Origin of the sequence: Methylobacterium sp. Leaf93 (genome assembly GCF_001422345.1) — a bacterium.
Lineage (GTDB): Bacteria > Pseudomonadota > Alphaproteobacteria > Rhizobiales > Beijerinckiaceae > Methylobacterium > Methylobacterium bullatum.
Map to the genome: position 1 here is coordinate 128,147 of NZ_LMMS01000027.1, position 18,014 is coordinate 146,160.

The window sequence follows — 18,014 nt, forward strand, 5'->3', positions numbered from 1 at the left end:
GGAGTGAATCGGGAAGCGATCACCCGTCGCAATTCGCGGCGAGCAGCGCCAGAATGCGCTGGAAACCCTGATACTGCGCCATGCTGGACGGGTGCCGGATCTCGGCGGCGTCGGGGAGAATGCCGGCAAATCCCGATCCGGTATCGGCGACGAAGGGGCGCGGGCCGACATGGGCGCCCATCCTGTTGGTCACGTCGACCTCGCCGCAGATGGCGTCCGCCTTGCCCCGGCGCAGCCGGCCGTAACGCGCCTCGGCCGGGCTCTTGAGCCCCCGGCCGACCAGCGCCATCACGGACGCCGACATCTCGGCCCCGATCGTGGCGTCGGACCCGTCGATGACGGTCTGTGCCGTGGCGGGCGCGGCGGCGAGAAGGGCGACGGCGAGGACGACGGCGCGCATCAGGAGGCCTTCGCCACTACTTCGATGTCCCGGTCCATGCCGCTTTCCACCTTGAACTCTCGCGTGAAGACCTGGCCGTCGTGGCGCGCGATGAGGACGTAGTCGCCCTCCGCCAGGGTCACCTGCGGGAAGGCGCCGATGGCCTCGCGGATCGTGTCGCCGCCCGGCGTCAGCACGCTGAAGGCGGTGCCGGCGAAGGCCTCGGCGCCGGGGGCGGCCACGAGCTTGAGGGTGACGGTGGCGGCCCGGTGGTTGAGGGTGGCGTCGGTGACCTTGCCGTTTTCCACCTTGAGGTCGGCGCGCTGGATCGCGTTCGATTCCCCGTAATTCGAGACCACATGGTAGGTCCCCTCCGGCAGGCGGATCAGCTCGCCCGCCTTCACGCCGCTGCGCACGAGGCGCCCTTCCGAATTGGTGCCGATGGGCACGAAGACCGAGAAGGCGAGGTCGGCGGGGGTGATCTTCATGTCGCCGATGGCACCCGAGAGCTTGAGCGCACCCGCGGTGATCGTCAGGCGGTCGCTGAGTGCCGCGCCCGCCATGGTGATGCGCTTCGAGGCGCTGGCGAAGCCGTAGGTGACGGTGGCGACATAGGCGCCGGGCGCCAGGGTGAAGCTCGGATCCGCCGCCTCGGAGCGCGCGACGATGTTCGGCCGCACCCCGTCGGACCGGTCCTCGTAGATGCGCCAGGCGAGGCCGGAGCGCACCGGCTGGTTGCTGCCCGCGAACAGGGCGGTGAGGGTGAGGGGCGCCTCGCCCTCGACGGGGGGAAGCGGCAATTGCGGCCCCGTGATCGAGGGTGAGGGCAGGGCCGGGCCGTTGCGACCGCCGAACGGGCCGCGTTCCTGCGCCAGCACCGGCAACGCCGCCATCGCCATGGCTCCCGTCACCGCGAGCGCGCGCATTACCGGTCCCATCCGCTGTCTCCTTCACGGGTCCGCCCCGCACGGGTCCGCCATGCATAGCGGCGATTGCCAAGCTGCGGGCCGCACGGCATGTTTTCGCTGGTCGACCGTCACCGTGCCGAATGCGACATCCCGCTTTGTATCCGGACCGTGGCGGCTCCAAGGCCGAAGCTTTCTATCGATCGCCGAAGCGGCTCGCCTCGGACCAGCCGCCCGGCGGTGCCCCCACGTCCCTCATTCGCGCCGAACAGGTTCCATGGACACCATATCCGACATGCCGCGGAACGACACAATCGACCTCCTGCGCGTCCGCCGCTCAGTTCCGCCGGTCAATCTCGACGGGCCGGGTCCGAGCGCCGGGGAGCTCGATGCGATCCTCACCATCGCCGCGCGCGTGCCCGACCATGGCAAGCTCAGCCCCTGGCGCTTCTTGGTGATCGAGGGTGAGGCCCGCCTGCGCGTGGGTGACACCATCGGGGAGGCCTACGCGGCGGATCATCCCGAGGCCGATGCCAAGCGCCTCGATCTGGAGCGCCACCGCCTCGCCCACGCCCCCCTGGTGGTCGCCGTCGTCTCCAGCGCCGCCCCCCACGTCAAGATCCCGGAATGGGAGCAGGTGCTGTCGGCGGGCGCCGTCTGCATGAACCTCGTCGTCGCGGCCAATGCGGCGGGCTTTTCCACCGCCTGGCTGACCGAGTGGTTCGCGTACGACCGCCGCATCCTCGACGCGCTGGGCCTCGACCCGCGCGAGAAACTGGCCGGCTTCATCCATGTCGGCCGCGCCCGCGAGGTCCCGAGCGACCGCCCGAGACCCGTCCTGTCCGACATCGTCACACGAGTCTGAGCGGCGCCATGCATTACGATTCCGAGAACCGCACCCTGCCGCATAACCCGCTGAAGGCCCTGGTGGCGCCCCGGCCCATCGGCTGGATCAGCGCGATGAACAAGCAGGGCCACGTCAACCTCTCCCCCTATTCCTACTTCAACGCCGTCGCCACCGGCCCCGACATGGTGATGTTCTCGTCCGCAGGCCGCAAGGACGCGATGACCTTCGCGGAGGAGGGCGGAGAGTTCGTCTGCAACTTCGCTACCTACGGGCTGCGCGACGCCATGAACGCCACCTCGGCCCCCCTCGCCCGCGGCGAGAGCGAGTTCGTCGCGGCCGGTCTGACGCCGGTGCCCTCGCGCAAGGTGCGCCCGCCGCGGGTCGCCGAATCCCCCGCCGCCCTGGAATGTCGCTGGCTCCAGACCGTGCCCCTGACACCTCTCGACGGCAGCGAGGCCAGTCACTTCCTGGTGATCGGCCAGGTCGTGTCGATCTATGTCGACGATGCCTTCGTCAAGGATGGCCGGGTCGATACCGGCGCGATGCATCCGCTCCTGCGCGGTGGCTATTTCGACTATTTCAGCGTCACCGATGAGGCACGTTTCGAGTTGAAGCGCCCTCCCGGAGCGGGGCAGTAGCCTCGTCTCAGCCTCTATCCCGCGAGAGATGCAAGCTCAGCCATGGACAAGGGCGGCCGGGGAGTGCTCCGTGCCAAAAAGGGAACCAAGGTCGGGGCCGAATGCTTAATGGCCCGAGCCGCCGTGGGGCAGCTCATTTCCGCGAACCGCCTGAGGGGGCGCTCGCAGAGGTCTGCATCGTATGATCGTCAAGTTCACTGTACCGCTCCTCATCGTCGCCGGTCTTGCGACTCCCGCCCTGGCACAAGCGACGAACCGCCCACCGACCATGCTGATCCATGGCAATTACTGCGGGCCCGGCAACAATGCCCCACTCCCGCCCATCGATGCCCTCGACGCGGCCTGCGCCCGGCACGACGCCTGCACGCCGGATGGCGGGCTGCCGACCAAAGCCTGTAACCTGCGTCTCCAGCGCGAGGCAGCCCTAGTCTCACGCGACGTGCGCCAGTCCGACGATCTCCGCTCGCTCGCCGGCCTAATCTCGGTGACCGCCTCGATGATGCTGGCGGATACGGCACCGCGTTCCACCCCCACCGCGACGGCGACCCCCGTCAGCCACGACGTCCTCTCGCCCGAGGCCCAGCGCGGGCCGGATGCTCGGGCCGTGTCGGCGGTCGAGGACGGCGAGGATGCCGAATAGGCTAACTCCGAAGCGCTTCCTCCCCGGCATCGTCCGCCGCCGCGTCAGCTCTCCGCGGACGAGGCCGGGGATCGAAAGCTGAACTCCCTGACGAATCCTGCTTGATCCGGTTCGAGGATGAGTTTCGCCTCGAACCCGTCATCCCGTGCCGCCTCGACCTCACCGGCGAGGTCGCCACCGGGCAGGCATGGCGTATCGATCGCCGTGACCCTCGCCGCCGCAGCGGTGAGGCGAACCAGGGCGCGGACCTGAGCGAGGGACGGTCTCAGCACGCCCTCGCGATCGCGGATGGTGGGCGCTCCGATTTCGATCCTCACGGCCGCGGCGTCCCAGGCGATTCCGACGAGGCGCTCCCCCGCATCCGCGAGGGTGTGCAGGGCCAGCGCGCCCCTTGCCGTTTCGATGAAGGCGAGGATCCGCGTCGCCCCATCGGTCAGCCCCTGCATCGCCTCCTCGACGGCGAGGCGCGCGCCGAGGCGCATGACGTCGCGGGCGCCCTCGCAACGGGGCAGGACGATTCCGTGCGGTGCCGCGGCCATCATCGCCGGGAGGTCGCGTTCCAGGTCGTGCGAGCGCAGGTAGAACAGCGGCACGCCCGGCCGGCGCTCGGGGAAGAAAGCCGGCGACGCGAGGCCCGTCATGTCCACGATCAGCGCATGCGCGTCGCTCGCCATCGCCGCCGCGATGGCCCCTGAATCTGCAGGGACGATCAGGAATGCACGCATGACGGCCTCTCCGAGGGGGGGGCGGGACGCCCGATCGCCGAGCACCGTCATGGAACCGGTCCCTGGCTGCGGCCCATGCGCTCGGCGAGGAAATCCACCAGCACCCGGATGCGGGCAGGCATGGCCGGGCCGCCGACGAACACCGCATGGATCGCCTCCCGGTCCTGGGGATTATACGCCTCCAGAAGCGGTACGAGGCGGCCCGCCGCGAGATCCTCCGAGATATGGAAGGTTCCGACGCGGGTGACGCCGATGCCCTGCAGGGCGAGCTGCACCAGGGTCTCGCCGTTATTCGCCGCGATGTTGCCGCGCACCGCCAGGAGGTGGTCGCGCCCGTCCTCGCGGAACGGCCAGCCCGGCTCGATCCGGCGAAAGTTGAAGTCGAGGCAGTTGTGGCCGGCCAGGTCCCCCGGAACCCGTGGCGTGCCGGCGCGGGCGAGATAGGCGGGCGAGGCCACGATCATCCGCCCGGTCTCGCCGAGGCGCCGGGCGGTGAGCGGGCTGTCGGCCAGTGGCCCGAACCGGATCGCCAGATCGGCCCGCCCGCCGATCACGTCTGCGACTTCATCGCTGAGGTCGATCTCCACCACGATCCCCGGATGGCGGGCGACGAAATCGCCGATGAGGGGAACCACCACACGCCTGCCATGGGCCATCGAAGCGCTGACGCGGACCCGGCCACGCGGGCAGCCCTGGTCGGCGATCTGCGCTTCGGTCTCGTCGAGATCGGCCAGGATCCGCCGCGCCGCCCGGGCATAGGTCTCGCCCTCGGCGGTGAGGTGCAGGGAGCGCGTGGTCCGTACGAGGAGCCGGACGCCGAGCCGGGCTTCGATCCGCGCCACCACCCGGCTCACCGCCGAGGGTGTGAGGCCGAACCGGCGCGCCGCCGCCGACAGGCTGCCCTCCTGGGCCACGGCGAGGAAGAGAGCCATGTCACCCGCCCGGTCGACCCTGTCGCGCAGCATTGATGCCTCCGGCGCACGGATGTTGGTCCCGTCGCGGTACTACCAGGGAGATGCGGCTTCCGCCATGTGCTCCTCTGGAACAGACGGAAAGTACGAATCATGAGACTCAACCTTCCCCTTCTGGCGCTCTCGGCCGGTGCCTTCGGCATCGGCGTCACCGAGTTCACGCCGATGGGCATGCTGCCCCTGATCGCGAACGATCTGCGCGTCTCGATCCCGGCGGCGGGTCTCGTCGTCAGCGCCTATGCAATGGGCGTGCTCCTCGGCGCGCCGCTGATGACGCTGGCCTTCGCCCGGATGCCGCGCCGCCGCCTGCTCGTCGGATTGATGGGCATCTTCACCCTTGGCAACCTCCTCTCGGCGATGGCCGACAGCTACGCGATGCTGGTCGTCGCCCGCCTCGTCACCTCCCTGAACCATGGCGCGTTCTTCGGGGTCGGCGCGGTGGTGGCGGCCGGCATCGTGCCGCCCGAGCGTCGCGCCGCCGCCGTCGCCGCGATGTTCTCCGGGCTCACCATCGCCACCATCGGCGGCGTGCCGCTGGCGGCCTGGATCGGGGAGATGCTCGGCTGGCGTGCGGCTTTCTGGGGCATCGCCGCAGTGGGGGCCGTGGCCATGCTGTCGCTGCGCCTGGCCCTGCCGCCCCTCGAGGCCGAGGCCGGTGGCGACATGCGGGCCGAACTCCGCGTCCTCATGCGGGGGCCGGTGCTCGCCGCCCTCGCCCTGACCGTGCTCGGGTCGAGCGCGATGTTCACGGTGTTCACCTACATCGTGCCGATCCTGCGGATCGAGACGGGAGCCGCGACGCCGTTCGTGACGGCGATGCTGGTGCTCTACGGGATCGGCCTCACCGTGGGCAACTGGGCCGGCGGGCGCTTCGCCGACCGGTCGGTGGACGGTACGCTCTTCGCCTCGCTGGGCGGACTGGTGATGGTGCTGGCCCTCTTCGCCTGGGGCGTGCGCTGGCAGGTCCCGGCCGCCATCCTGATCTTCCTCTGGGGCGTCGCCAGTTTCGCCCTGGTGCCCCCGCTCCAGATGCGGGTGATGGAGCAGGCGCAGGGGGCGCCCAACCTCGCCTCGGCCATGAATATCGGTGCTTTCAACTTCGGCAATGCCATCGGTGCCGCCGTCGGCGGAGGCGTGATCGATGCGGGGCTCGGCTACCCGGCCGTCCCCCTCGCGGGCGCTGCCATGGCCGCTGCGGGCCTCGCGATGCTGGTGGCCCTGCGCCGGCGGCGGCGCGGGGTGGCGGAACCTGTCGTGTCCTGAAACTTATGCAGGTTCGGGACGGTGCGGACGGCACTTCCTTTAATCTTTGTTTACCATGATCGGAACAGGTTGAGACTCAGGCCGACATCGTCAGGTCCGCCTGCAGCCGGACGGCCATGTTCCTCTTCACCACGCCCCCCGCCAGCACTCGCGAGACCGGCCTCGGCCGGGACGCGGGCACGCGGAACGGGGCGACCACGGGGACGTCCGCCGGATCGGCTTCGGCGGGCGTGGTCGATGCGATCCGCAGCGGCGCGCGCAGCACCGGCACCGAATTCGACTACCTCCTCGCCACGGCCAAGCGCGAATCCTCCCTCGACCCGTCGGCCAAGGCCGCCACCTCCTCGGCCACCGGGCTGTTCCAGTTCATCGAACAGACCTGGCTCGGGACGATGAAGAATGCGGGGCCCAAGCTCGGCCTCTCGGCCTATGCCGACGCCATCACCGCCAGACCCGACGGCACCTACACGGTGCAGGACGCCTCGGCCCGCCAGACCATCCTGGATCTGCGCCGTGACCCGGCCGTGGCCGCCACCATGGCGGGTGCCCTGACCCAGCGCAACGGCGAGGCGCTCACCGCCGCCCTCGGGCGCGAGCCCACCGGCGGCGACCTCTACGCCGCCCACGTCCTCGGCGCGCGCGGGGCGGCGACCCTGATCGCCGCCGCCCAGGCGAGCCCGGCCCGGGCCGCCGCCCTCGACATGCCGGAGGCGGCCGCCGCCAACCGGAGCCTGTTCTACGACAAGACCGGCCGCACTCGCGGCGCCGCCGAACTCTACGCACTCCTGTCCGCCAGCCAATCCGCCTCGCGGCCCGCCCCCACGGCCCTGGCGGGCGCCGCCATCGAGCCGGCCTCCACCGCCGATCCCGTCTCCGCCTATGCGGCCATCGACGGCGGCGGATTGCGGGCCCTGTTCCAGACCGACAAGCGCCAGGGGGCGATGTCCGAGGGGGTCGCCCGCCTGTGGCAGGGCAGGGCCGCGTCGCCCTCGTCCTCTTCGCCGCCGTCCTCCTCGCCGGAGCCGGCGCGCCGCGCGCCCACCTATTTCCCGCGCTCGGACGGGACGGGAGAGACGGCCTCGACAACGGCCGCAATCCCCGCGGAGCCGGCGAAGGTCGCGGCGACGGCCTTGCCCGCCGTCGCCACGGCCACCGCTCTCGTTGGCGCACCGCTGCCCCCGCGCCGGCCCGCCGAATTCACCGCCGCCGCCTCCCGGCAGGCCGGCACCGTCGCCTCCAAACCTCTCGATCTCTCACTCTTCGCGACCCGGAGCGGTCAATGATCATCCGCCAATTCCTGTCCTGGACCCGTGACGCTTCCATCGACCGCCGCGCGGAGGCGGCGGCGGCGCTGACCCGGGCCTATCTCTATGGCGGGCTCGATGCCGGGGCGGCGCGCGACGCGCGCTCGGCGATCCTGGCGCTCCTCGACGACCCGGCCCCCGCCGTGCGCCGCGCCCTGGCGCAGGCCTGCGCCGGTTGCGCCACCGCGCCCCGGCCGCTGGTCGTGGCCCTGGCCGGCGACCAGCCCGACATCGCCGCCCTGGTCCTGCGGCGCTCGTCCGTCCTCACCGATGCGGATCTCGTCGACGGCATCGCCGTCGGCTGCGAGACCACCCGCACCGCCATCGCCGACCGGCTCGGTCTCTCCCACGCGGTGTCCGGGGCCATGGCCGAGATCGGCGGCGTCCCCTCCCTCACCGCCCTGGTGCGCAACCGGAGCGCCGGTATCACCACCGGCAGCCTGCTGCGCATGGTGGAGCGGCACGGCGACGATGCCGACCTCAGGAACGCCCTGACGATACGGGCCGATCTACCCCTCGAAGTGCGGCAAGCCGTCACCGCCCGCGTGGCGGCATCCCTCTCGGCCTTCGCCATCGCCTCGGGCTGGCTCACCCCGGCGCGCGGGGAGCGGGCGAGCCGCGAAGCCCTGGAGCGCAGCACCCTGGAGGTGAGCGCCGGTGCCGACGGGGCGGATCTCGCGCGCCTCGTGAGCCATCTCCGCATCCGGGGACAGCTCAATGCCGGCCTGATCCTGCGGGCGATCCTGTCGGGCCGCATGGCCTTCGCGGAGGCGGCCTTGTCCGATCTCACCGGCCTGAAGGCCGACCGCGTGGCCGGGCTGATGCACGACCCCTCCGCCTCGGGCTTCGCCGCCCTCCACCGCCGCGCCGGATTGCCGGCCGTCCTGCTGCCCGCCTTCGTGGCTGCGCTTTCGGCCTGGCGCGACGCCGGTCTCCAGGCCGAGCCCGGGAGTGCCACCCTGTCGCGCCGGATGATCGAGCGCGCGCTCACCGCCTGCGAGACCATGCCGCTCGCCGAGGCGCAGAGCGTCGTCGCGCTTCTGGCCCGCTACGAGGCCGAGGCCGCCCGCGAGGAGTCCCGCGTCGCCGCCAAGGCCATGGAGGCGAAGGCGAGCCAGGAGACCCGGACGCGGATGCAGATCCTCGATGTGGAATGGCGCCTGGCGCAGCAGCTCGTCTCCCAGCGGCCGGCCCAACCCACGCCGCTGGCGCTTCAGCCCATCCGCATCGACACCGTCGTCGAGCGGGGGAGGACGGTGGAAGCCGTGCTCGATTCTTTGTCCGACGGGCTCAGCGCGAGTGTGCGCGAGGCGAGGGCGCAGGTCCGCCCGCTCGCCGCCGCGCCGATCGATCTGACTGGCCACGACCTCGTGACGATCGACGTGCCCTCCATCGTCGTGTCCCAGCCGGAATTCGATGTCGTACCCGACCCCGTACGGATCGATGTCGGCATGTCGCCGACCCGCGAGGTCGATGCGGTCCTGGATGCGATTCCCGACGCCCTCATCGCCAGCTACCGCGCCGACCGCGACAGGATGCGCCTCGCCGCCTGACCCGGAGCGGCCATCCGGCGCCATGATCGTCGCCCCTTCGCCCTCATCCGGCTATGAGGGCGGCATGACAGGCACCGATACCAGAGCCGTTCTCGCCGGCCTCGCCCCCGTGGCCGCCCTGGTGGGCTCGATCCTCTCCCTCGTGATCGGCACCTCCTTCGCCAAACAGCTGTTCCCGGTCATCGGCGCGGAGGGCACCTCCGCCTACCGCGTCACCCTGGCGGCGGTGCTTCTGCTCGCCGTGTGGCGGCCCTGGCGCCGGACCCTCGGCCGGCGGGATGCCGGTGTGGTGGTGCTCTACGGGCTCGTGCTCGGCGGCATGAACCTGCTGTTCTACCTCTCCCTGCGGACGATCCCCCTGGGGCTCGCCATCGCCATCGAGTTCGTCGGGCCGCTCCTCGTGGCGGTGGCCTCGTCGCGGCGCGCCGTCGATCTCGTCTGGGTGGCGCTCGCCATGCTGGGGCTGTGCCTGCTGCTGCCCCTGGATCGGGCGAGCTCCGGCCTCGATCCCGTCGGCGTCGCCTGCGCGCTGGGCGCGGCCCTGTGCTGGGCGCTCTACATTCTCGTCGGCCAGAGGGCGGGGCACCTGCCCGGCGGGCAGGCAGTGGCCCTCGGCATGAGTGTCGCGGCCCTGGTGATCCTGCCCTTCGGGATCGCTCAGGCGGGCATGGCGCTGCTCTCGCCCTCCCTCGTCGTGGCCGGCCTCGCCGTGGCGATCCTGTCGAGCGCGATCCCGTATTCCCTGGAGATGGTGGCCCTGCGGGGCCTGCCGCGCCAGACCTTCGGCATTCTGCTCAGTCTCGAGCCGGTCTGCGGCGCGCTCGCCGGCTTCCTCATCCTCGGGGAGCGCCTCACGCCCCTGCAGGGTGCCGCCATCGCCTGCATCATGGCGGCCTCGGTGGGCAGTACGGTCGGTGCGTATCGGGCGAAACGAGAGAATCTGCGTCAAGCTGCGTGAGCGAGGAAACTATAGTCCTTACAGTCTATTGCAGGCGTCCGTTCTTGCAATCGATGAGGATCTGCGCCGCTGACGCGGCACGTCTTGCCCCGACGCTCCGGGCGCCCGCAAAACGTGCCGGCACTGACGGGGGCGGGAAAAGCCGCGCCCCTTCCCCGGACGGCTGGAGCGCCAGCGGGACCCGATCCGGCGGCCGGCGCGAGACGTCGCGCAGCGTCACGTCAGCCGAATTGTTCGCGAAGAATCCGCTCGTCGAGGCTGTGGCCGGGATCGTGGAGGAGGGTGAGGTCGGTCTTGAGGTCGAGCCAGGTCTCCACCGTGCAGACCCGGCGGAATTCGGTGTGGTCGGCCACCGCGGCTACCGGGCGATGCGCCGCGTCGAGCACCTCCACCTGGATGCGGGCGTGATCCGGCAGCAGGGCGCCGTGCCAGCGCCGGGGGCGGAAGGCCGAGATCGGGGTCAGCGCCAGGAGCCGCGAATTCAGGGGCAGGATCGGGCCACCCACCGAAAGGTTGTAGGCGGTGGAGCCGGCGGGTGTCGCGCAGAGCACGCCGTCGGCGATGAGCTCGGGCAGGCGCACATGTCCGTCCACCGAGATCTTCAGCTTGGCGGTCTGGTGCGTCTGGCGCAGCATGTAGACTTCGTTGATGGCGCGCGCTGTGTGCCGGCGCCCCTCCACGTCCACCGCCTCCATCATGAGCGGGTGGATGGTGCTGCGCTTGGTGCTCTCCAGCCGTTCGAGGAGGTTGTCCTCGCGGTACTCGTTCATCAGGAAGCCGACGGTGCCGCGATTCATGCCGTAGATCGGCGTGCCGGCCAGCATGAAGCGGTGCAGCGCCTGCAGCATCAGCCCGTCGCCGCCCAAAGCCACGATCACGTCGGCCTCCTCGGGGGCGACGCTGTCGTAGCGCCGCATCAGCGTGTCCGCTGCACTGCGCGCATCGGCGGTGGGACTCGCGATGAAGGCGATCCTCTGGAAGCGCCGCGCCATGGATGATCGTCCGCTCGTGTTGACGCCGGGCTTTGCCGCGCGCCTCATTCCCCTCGAAACAGGCCGCTGACCCGGAGACCCATAGCATGGAGCGTCCGCTTCTCGTCTACACCACCTTTCCCGATGCCGAGACGGCGCTGGCCATCGGCGAGGAACTGGTACGTGCGCGTCTGGCCGCCTGCGTCAACGTCCTGCCGGGAATGCGGTCGGTCTATGCCTGGAAGGGGGCGGTGGAACGGAGCGAGGAGGTCGTCGCCATCCTCAAGACCCGGGAGGGGCTCGCCGATTCCCTCACCGCCGCGCTGAAGCAGCGCCATCCCTACGAGACGCCGATCATCCTGCATCTCGCCGCGAGCGGGGCCGATGCCGACACCGCCTCGTGGATTCTCGCGGAGACCGGCGGCTGAGGCGCGTCCGATCGCCATCCCGCCGGGCCATGAAAAACCCCGCCGCGGCGGGGCCTGGCGGGGAGAATCCGAGGGGGAGGGGCCCGATCGACTGGTCTCGACTCAAGCAGCCAGACGGTAGGACGCCTGGGCGTTGTCGTTGATGGCGACGAACATGCCGGCGGAGGTGGTGCCGGTGACCGAGGGTGCCGATTCGGCGTGGTCCGTGAGCAGGGCCAAAGCAGGGCCGACGGCGACGGCGGCGAGGCCGAGGATGAACAGAGCGATCATGGAACAAGCCTCTCTTGCAGCTGCAATGAAGCATATATCGCACTGCACCATGACGCTTGGTATATCACATTCCGTATGACGGCCATGTTTCCGTCGCGGAGCTGCGCGGTCGTCTCGGCGGGAGGGACGCGCATCGCTAGGATGTCGCCTTGTCCACCGCCATGAAAGTAGGGGCTTCAGCGATGGTTGCCGCCGGACATGCCGGGCATCAGCGGCAGCGTGTGATGCCCGTCGCCGAAGATGATGATGGATAGGGTCAGGCCCAGGGCCGCGACATACAGAACCGCGAAGAGATCGCGGTTGGCACCGGCCGTGGCGAGCACCAGGGCCGCGAACGGGATGCTCTGCAGGGCGAGGATGGCGGCGATGTTCATCTCGGGCACTCCGGCGATGGCCGAGCAGAGTTGGACATGACGGCGCATGAGGCGACACGGGAGGGCGGACAGGATCGCGCACCGTGTGGCGGGCCGGAGATGGCGCCCCTCGGAGGGACGCCATCGGGGCCGGTCGCGGAAGGAGCCGGTCCTCGGCTCCTTCGGTCGTGCCGGGCTCGCCCCGCCGGTCGGGCGGGGCGAGGGGGCGGTCAGGCGTGGGCCAGGGCGCCGGCCGGAGTGACCGAGCCGTTGGCGACGTGGTGGCGCTTGAGCATCGGCCGGAGGACGGCCACGGCCAGGAACGCGGCGAAGAGATCCATGATCGCCACCGTATACAGCACCGTCGCCCAGGTGCCCGTGGCCTGCATCAGGATGTTGCCGAGCGGGACGAACAGGGCGGCGAAACCCTTGGCGCAGTAGAGCACGCCGTAGATCTTGCCGATGTGCTTGGAGCCGAACGTATCGGCGGCCGTGGCGCTGAACAGCGAGTAGACCTCGCCCCAGGCCAGGAACACGATGCCGGACAGGATCACGAAGGCCCAGGGGTTCGAGCCGAAGTAACCGAGAGCGACGATGCCGATGCCCTCCATGGTGAAGGCGATGAACATCGTCTTCTCACGGCCGATCCGGTCCGAGATGTAGCCGAAGAGCGGCCGCGAGATGCCGTTCATGATCCGGTCGAGCATCAGCGCGAAGGGCAGGGCCGCCATGGCGAAGAAGTACAGGTTGACCTGGAACTCCTTCACGCCGAGATCCTGCGCGATGACGCCGAGCTGGGCCACGGCCATCAGGCCGCCGGTGACCGTGCAGGTGAACATGAGCAGCATGACGTAGAAGACCGGCGTGCGCAGGGCTTCCCCGAGGGTGTAGTCGCGCCGGCTCTGCAGGACCTTGGTCGAGAAGATGACCTGGTCCTTGGCCGGGGAGCGCAGGCCGATGGCGGCCAGCATGATGACCGCGCCCTGGATCAGGCCGAAGATGAAGAAGGCCTGGGCGTAGCTGCCGTGCGAGATCATGCTGGCGATCGGCAGGATCGTGAGGGCCGAGCCGGCGCCATAGCCGCCCGCCGTCAGGCCGACCGCGAGGCCGCGCTTGTCCGGGAACCATTTCAGGGCGTTGTTGATGCAGGTGGCGTAGACGCAACCGACGCCGATGCCGCCGGCCACGGAGCCGAGATAGAAGCCCGTGAGCGAGGTGGCGTAGGAGTTGATGACCCAGGCGAGGCCGGTCATCAGACCGCCGAACATCACGACCCGGCTCGGGCCGTACTTGTCGATGAAGTAGCCTTCAATCGGGGTCAGCCATGTCTGCACCACGACGAAGATCGTGAAGGCGACCTGGATCGCGGCGCGGTCCCAGCCGAAGGTCTTCTGAATTTCCGGGACGAACAGCGTCCAGGCGTACTGAATGTTCGCCGCCGCGACCATACAGGCCACGCCGAGGACGAGTTGGAGCCATCGCTTTGAAGGTTGCGCCGTTATGGGCGCGGTCACGGACGTCGCCATGAGCTTTCTCCCTGATCATGGACATGGATACTTGAGGGCTTGGAGATCGAGGCACCCCAGCGGATCGGCTCCCTCGGCCGCGGCAAGTGATCGTCGGGATCAGAAGTCGTCGGCTGGTATTCAGTATTTGGCATATCAGATGTGCTGGCAAGCACCATAATGCATGTAAGGGCGGAGATTTGCTGGGATTTCGCGAAATCTTGCCCTATAACGCCCCACGAATGAGCAGGATGTTTCATCCACCACAGTCGGGGAAATTAATCGGGGCGGGGCGGTCCCGGGGGTGACGAGAAGCGGGACCATCGAAGCCATCGCATTCCGAGCTGTTTGACTGGCACGGGCAGGCTATGATCGGATCCCTATCGGGGTAGACAATGTCGCGCCGCGTAGACCCGAGTATTCGATCTGCATAAATTATAAAACTAAGAGTTTTTGACATTTACGTCAAAAAAAACAAACACTTGGTATACTTCGTTCCACGGTCCGACGGACCTCGGTTCGGTCGACGCTTCATCGTCGTGACGCCGGGACTGTCCTTGCGTCGCGGGGAGGGGAACCGTGCGCGCGGCCGTCACCCGGGGAGGCGGACGGAAGACGCCGCCGCTCGGAAACCCAGCCTCGCCTACGGCCGGGAAGAGGGCGAGTTACGCCCCCCGCACCGGATAGCTCCGCCCCTTCCACACCGCCGCTCCGGCGCGCTTAGGGTCCAGCAGGACGTTCCACTGGATCGCCAGGGCCACCACTACCCCGAACGGGTGGAGGAGGATGGTCGCGGCCGGCTCGTGGGTGATGAGGGTGATCGCCGCGCGGGTGGCGAGCGACACGACGAGGGCGGCGAGCGCGACGAGCCCGGCCGTCGGAGTCGCGAGGCCGAAGGCAGCGGCGAGAACGAGCAGCAGCGGCAAAACATGGCCCGCGAGCAGCAGCAGCGTCCAGACGGGGAGGGCGCGGGGCGTGGCCATGCCCTCATGGGCGTTCTTCGAGAAACCGGCCCAGGATTCGGCGAGGTTCCGGTACATCCGGCAGGTGGCGAGCGCGTGCCCGGCCACGAGGTCGGTGCGATGCCCGGCATGGCGCAGGATCCGGGGCAGGAACACGCCGTCATGCAGGCGTCCGCGGATGGCGCCGTGGCCGCCGGTCTCACCGTAGACGGAGCGGTCGATGAGGACGAGCTGGCCGCAGGCGGCGCCGAGAGCCGGACGGAGCGAGGCGCGCATCATCGGCACGGGGAGGTAGCCGACGAGGAGGAAGTTGATCATCGGCACGGTGAGCCGCTCGCCGAGGCTGCGCATGATCTGGCGCGGCACGGCGCTCACCAGGGCGGCCCCCGTGGCGCGGGCATGGGCGACGAGCCCCGCGGCGGCAATGGGCGCGAGGGTGACGTCGGCGTCGATGAAGAGGAGGTGCCCGCCCCTCGCCTCGGCCGCGAGGGCGGCGCAGGCGTGGTTCTTCCCCGTCCAGCCCTCGGGCAGGGCGGGAACCGGGACGAGCCGGAGCCGGGGATCGGTCTCCGCCAGGGCGCGGACGAGGCCGGCCGTGGCATCGGTGGAATGGTCGTCCCCAACCAGCACCTCCACGGCGATGCCGGTGCTCGCCAGCGCGGCCCTGACCGTCTCGGCGATGGTGCCTTCCTCGTCGCGGGCGGGAATCAGGATCGAGACCAGCCCGTCCTGCGCCGCTTCCGGCTCCGGCGTGCGCAGAGCGATGAGGTTCGCGCAGGCCAGGATGGCGGGGAGGAGGGCGAAGGCGAGGGCGACGAGCGCCAGGACGAAGGTCACGGGGCTCTGTCTTTCTCGGAACTGTGGGACGGGTCGAAGCAGCGGCCGGTGAGGACGGCCCGCATCCGGCGCCAGCCGTCATAGATTCCGCCGATACCCTTGCCGCCGGAGGTCAGGGTCGTGAAGCGCTCGGGCTCGCGGGCGACAACGTCCGCGGAGAGCCGGTCGAGGGTGGCGGTCAGGTCGGCCTCCATCCGGGCCAGCCGCTCCGGGCGGGGCAGGGCGAGGAGGTCGGCACCCCGCACCGGCGTGCCGAAGGCCGCGAAGGCTTCGGCGCCTCGTTCTTCCCAGAAGGCGTAGTCCAGGGCGAGGGGCACGAACAGCGCGTCCGGGGCGATCTCGGGGAGTCTCGCCACCCCCGCGCGCAGGTCGAGCGGGCGGGCGCGGACATCGACGAAGCGTCCCTGTGCCGTGATCCAGAGCATCTGTCCGGGCGCGCCGAGGATCGCGCGGGAATGGGCAAGGAACTGCGCCGCCCCGCGCAGCGACTCGAGGTCCACCGGAAACGCGCCGATTCGCCCGAAGACCGCGTATTTCTCCAACGCTGCCGCATCGAACGGGGCGTGGCTCGTCCGCTCGGGAAACAGGCGGCCGGCCAGAAGGATCACCACGGCCGCGTCCCACCACGACGGGTGATTGAGGACGACGACGACGGGGCCGGGATGGCCGGTACAATCCGGCGCGCCCCAGCGGGCGAGCCGGAGCGCGTTCATGTGGCGGCGCAGGAACCGGTCGAAGTACCAGACCATGAACCGCCAGATCGGTGGCGAATGGCGCGGCGTGGGGGGAGCCGGCGGGCTCACGCGCTCTGCCGCACCTCGCCGCGGGTGTCTCCGCCCTGCGCGTCGGAATCGAGCGCGTCGGCGGCGATCCAACCCGACATCATCACCATGGGCATGCCGGGGCCGGGATGGGCCGCGCCGCCGGCGAGATACAGGCCGCGCACCTGCCGCGAGCGGTTGCCCGGCTTGAACGCGCCCATGAACTTGCCGTGCGAGGCGAGGCCGTAGATCGCCCCGTTGAGCACCTTGTAGCGCTCGTGGATGTCCTGCGGCGTCAGATGGCGCTCGACGACGATGCGCTCTTCGAGATCCGGCATGTGGCCGGTGCGCTTGAGCTTGTCGAGGATGACCTGGCGGTAGGCCGGGAACATCTTGGACCAGTCGTGATGCGGCCTCAGGTAGGGCGTGTGGACGAGGACGTAGAGGGCCTCGCCGCCTTTGGGAGCCACCGACGGGTCCGTGGAGGAGGGGGCGGCGAGATAGGCGGTCGGGTCCGGGGCCGGCTCGCCCTTGCGGTAGATGTAGTCGAACTCCTCCTCCGGATCGCGGGAGAAGACGAAATCGTGGTGGTTCAGGTGCTCGTAGCGCTTGTTCAGGCCGAGATAGAGTACCACGCCCGAACAGGCCGGCTCGAAGCTCTTCTTCTCGTAGGCCTTGCCGACATCGCCGCCGACGAGCTCGCGGTAGGTCCGCACCGAATCCATGTTGGAGATCACCGCGTCGAACGGGGTGATGCCGGCGGCGGTCTTCACGCCCTTCACCGTGCCCTTCTCGATGGCGAGCCCGGTGACCTCGTCGCCTGGCCGCAGGGTGGCGCCGAGTTCGGAGGCGAGCTTCGTCAGCGCCTCCGCCACCGCGCGGGTGCCGCCCATCGGGTACCAGACGCCCTCGGCGGTCTGCATGTGGGCGATGGCGCAGAGTACGGCCGGCGCGCCGTAGGGGGACGAGCCGACATATTGCACGAAGTGGTCGAGCATCTGCGCGAGGCGCGCATCCTTGACCTTCGAGCGGATGGTGCCGGCCACCGAAGAGCCCATGCGGAGGGAGAGCACGTCCCGCAGGGTGCCCGGGTTCATGTTGGCGCGGATGTTGATCGTGTCGAACAGATCCTCCACCGGCTTCCAGAAGAAGAACTTGTTCGAGACGTCGTGCAGGTGCTCGGAGATTTCGAGGAACTTCTTGTAGCCCTCGCCCGCGCCGGTATTGGGCGCGAAACGCTCCATGTCGGCCGCCATGGTGGGCACGTCGGCCATGAGGTCGAGATGGGTGTCGTCGTCGAAGAAGCAGCGCCATTGCGGATCGAGGCGGCGCAGGTCGAGATAGTCGTGGATGTTGCGGCCAGCCTCCTGGAAGATGCGCTCCAGCACCTTCGGCACGGTGAGGATGGTCGGGCCCATGTCGAAGCGGAAACCGCCCTCGTGCAGCACCGCCGCTTTGCCGCCGAGCCAATCGTTCTTGTCGTAGAGAGTGACTGCGTGGCCGCGCGCCGCGCTGACGCAGGCCGCCGCGAGGCCGCCCAACCCTGCGCCGACCACGGCGACCGAAGACCCGACCCGCATGTTCATCGTCACTCCCTGGGCCCGGCCGATGCCGTGCCTCACGGGTGAAGCTAGACCGGATCGCCGCGCGGTCAACGCGCTAACCGGTCGCGCCATCGGACTTATCGCCCTTTATCAAGGCCGAGAGCGGGGATAGGAGGTCCGGGTCGGCCAGTTTCGGGTTC

Annotated in this window: 19 protein-coding genes; 8 read left to right on the plus strand and 11 right to left on the minus strand. The window is 69.7% G+C overall.

Annotated features, from left to right (window positions below; genetic code table 11):
- Positions 1-19: 19 nt before the first annotated feature.
- Positions 20-400 carry a hypothetical protein gene (locus ASF26_RS16565; protein ID WP_056256195.1) on the minus strand — a complete coding sequence of 127 codons (381 nt, stop codon included), beginning with the start codon at positions 398-400 and terminating at the stop codon, positions 20-22.
- Positions 400-1,278 carry a hypothetical protein gene (locus tag ASF26_RS16570; RefSeq protein ID WP_244475974.1) on the minus strand — a complete coding sequence of 293 codons (879 nt, stop codon included), beginning with the start codon at positions 1,276-1,278 and terminating at the stop codon, positions 400-402. Before ASF26_RS16570 ends, ASF26_RS16565 begins: the two co-directional genes overlap by 1 nt.
- A 283-nt stretch (positions 1,279-1,561) precedes the next feature.
- On the opposite strand from ASF26_RS16570, the gene ASF26_RS16575 reads away from it, so the two are divergent.
- From ASF26_RS16575 to ASF26_RS16585, 3 genes are all read left to right on the plus strand, one after another.
- Positions 1,562-2,149 carry a nitroreductase gene (locus ASF26_RS16575; protein ID WP_056256201.1) on the plus strand — a complete coding sequence of 196 codons (588 nt, stop codon included), beginning with the start codon at positions 1,562-1,564 and terminating at the stop codon, positions 2,147-2,149.
- 8 nt (positions 2,150-2,157) lie between these two features.
- The gene (locus ASF26_RS16580) at positions 2,158-2,769 is read left to right on the plus strand and encodes a flavin reductase family protein (RefSeq protein WP_056256205.1); all 612 of its coding nucleotides are present in this window, start codon (positions 2,158-2,160) and stop codon (positions 2,767-2,769) included.
- Positions 2,770-2,950: 181 nt separating this feature from the next.
- The gene (locus ASF26_RS16585; protein WP_056256208.1) at positions 2,951-3,409 is read left to right on the plus strand and encodes a hypothetical protein; all 459 of its coding nucleotides are present in this window, start codon (positions 2,951-2,953) and stop codon (positions 3,407-3,409) included.
- Between the two features lie 44 nt (positions 3,410-3,453).
- On the opposite strand, the gene ASF26_RS16590 is transcribed toward ASF26_RS16585, so the two are convergent.
- Both ASF26_RS16590 and ASF26_RS16595 read right to left on the minus strand, forming a co-directional pair.
- A complete protein-coding gene (locus tag ASF26_RS16590; protein ID WP_056256939.1) occupies positions 3,454-4,134 on the minus strand; it encodes an aldolase/citrate lyase family protein in 681 nt (226 codons plus the stop codon).
- Between the two features lie 47 nt (positions 4,135-4,181).
- Positions 4,182-5,099, minus strand: a complete 918-nt coding sequence (locus tag ASF26_RS16595; protein WP_056256213.1) for a LysR family transcriptional regulator — start codon at positions 5,097-5,099, stop codon at positions 4,182-4,184.
- Positions 5,100-5,198: 99 nt separating this feature from the next.
- Here ASF26_RS16595 and ASF26_RS16600 point away from each other — a divergent pair, with 99 nt between their 5' ends.
- From ASF26_RS16600 to ASF26_RS16615, 4 genes are all read left to right on the plus strand, one after another.
- A complete protein-coding gene (locus ASF26_RS16600; protein WP_056256220.1) occupies positions 5,199-6,368 on the plus strand; it encodes an MFS transporter in 1,170 nt (389 codons plus the stop codon).
- 116 nt (positions 6,369-6,484) lie between these two features.
- Complete coding sequence (locus ASF26_RS16605) at positions 6,485-7,651, plus strand: lytic transglycosylase (RefSeq protein WP_056256224.1); 1,167 nt, start codon at positions 6,485-6,487, stop codon at positions 7,649-7,651.
- Positions 7,648-9,225, plus strand: coding sequence for a DUF2336 domain-containing protein (locus ASF26_RS16610; RefSeq protein ID WP_056256231.1), 1,578 nt, complete (start codon positions 7,648-7,650; stop codon positions 9,223-9,225). Before ASF26_RS16605 ends, ASF26_RS16610 begins: the two co-directional genes overlap by 4 nt.
- Positions 9,226-9,289: 64 nt before the next feature.
- Complete coding sequence (locus ASF26_RS16615; protein WP_056256941.1) at positions 9,290-10,183, plus strand: DMT family transporter; 894 nt, start codon at positions 9,290-9,292, stop codon at positions 10,181-10,183.
- A 221-nt stretch (positions 10,184-10,404) separates the two neighbouring features.
- Here ASF26_RS16615 and ASF26_RS16620 read toward each other — a convergent pair whose 3' ends face one another.
- Positions 10,405-11,175, minus strand: coding sequence for an NAD kinase (locus ASF26_RS16620; RefSeq protein WP_056164421.1), 771 nt, complete (start codon positions 11,173-11,175; stop codon positions 10,405-10,407).
- 86 nt (positions 11,176-11,261) lie between these two features.
- On the opposite strand from ASF26_RS16620, the gene cutA reads away from it, so the two are divergent.
- Positions 11,262-11,582 (plus strand): divalent-cation tolerance protein CutA, encoded by a 321-nt coding sequence (cutA, locus tag ASF26_RS16625; RefSeq protein ID WP_056256234.1) that lies wholly within the window; start codon positions 11,262-11,264, stop codon positions 11,580-11,582.
- Positions 11,583-11,684: 102 nt separating this feature from the next.
- Here cutA and ASF26_RS22815 read toward each other — a convergent pair whose 3' ends face one another.
- The 6 genes from ASF26_RS22815 to crtI form a co-directional block, all read right to left on the minus strand.
- Positions 11,685-11,852: a hypothetical protein gene (locus tag ASF26_RS22815; RefSeq protein ID WP_156463026.1), complete on the minus strand. Its 168-nt coding sequence runs from the start codon at positions 11,850-11,852 to the stop codon at positions 11,685-11,687.
- A gap of 176 nt (positions 11,853-12,028) precedes the next feature.
- Positions 12,029-12,274, minus strand: a complete 246-nt coding sequence (locus ASF26_RS16630; protein WP_238253892.1) for a hypothetical protein — start codon at positions 12,272-12,274, stop codon at positions 12,029-12,031.
- Between the two features lie 161 nt (positions 12,275-12,435).
- A complete protein-coding gene (oxlT, locus tag ASF26_RS16635; RefSeq protein ID WP_056149589.1) occupies positions 12,436-13,731 on the minus strand; it encodes an oxalate/formate MFS antiporter in 1,296 nt (431 codons plus the stop codon).
- Positions 13,732-14,375: 644 nt separating this feature from the next.
- On the minus strand, positions 14,376-15,509 hold the full coding sequence (locus ASF26_RS16640; RefSeq protein ID WP_056256239.1) for a glycosyltransferase family A protein: 1,134 nt from the start codon (positions 15,507-15,509) through the stop codon (positions 14,376-14,378).
- Positions 15,506-16,258, minus strand: coding sequence for a lysophospholipid acyltransferase family protein (locus tag ASF26_RS16645; RefSeq protein WP_056256242.1), 753 nt, complete (start codon positions 16,256-16,258; stop codon positions 15,506-15,508). Before ASF26_RS16645 ends, ASF26_RS16640 begins: the two co-directional genes overlap by 4 nt.
- 50 nt (positions 16,259-16,308) lie before the next feature.
- Complete coding sequence (gene crtI, locus ASF26_RS16650) at positions 16,309-17,850, minus strand: phytoene desaturase family protein (protein WP_056256245.1); 1,542 nt, start codon at positions 17,848-17,850, stop codon at positions 16,309-16,311.
- Positions 17,851-18,014 lie beyond the last annotated feature (164 nt).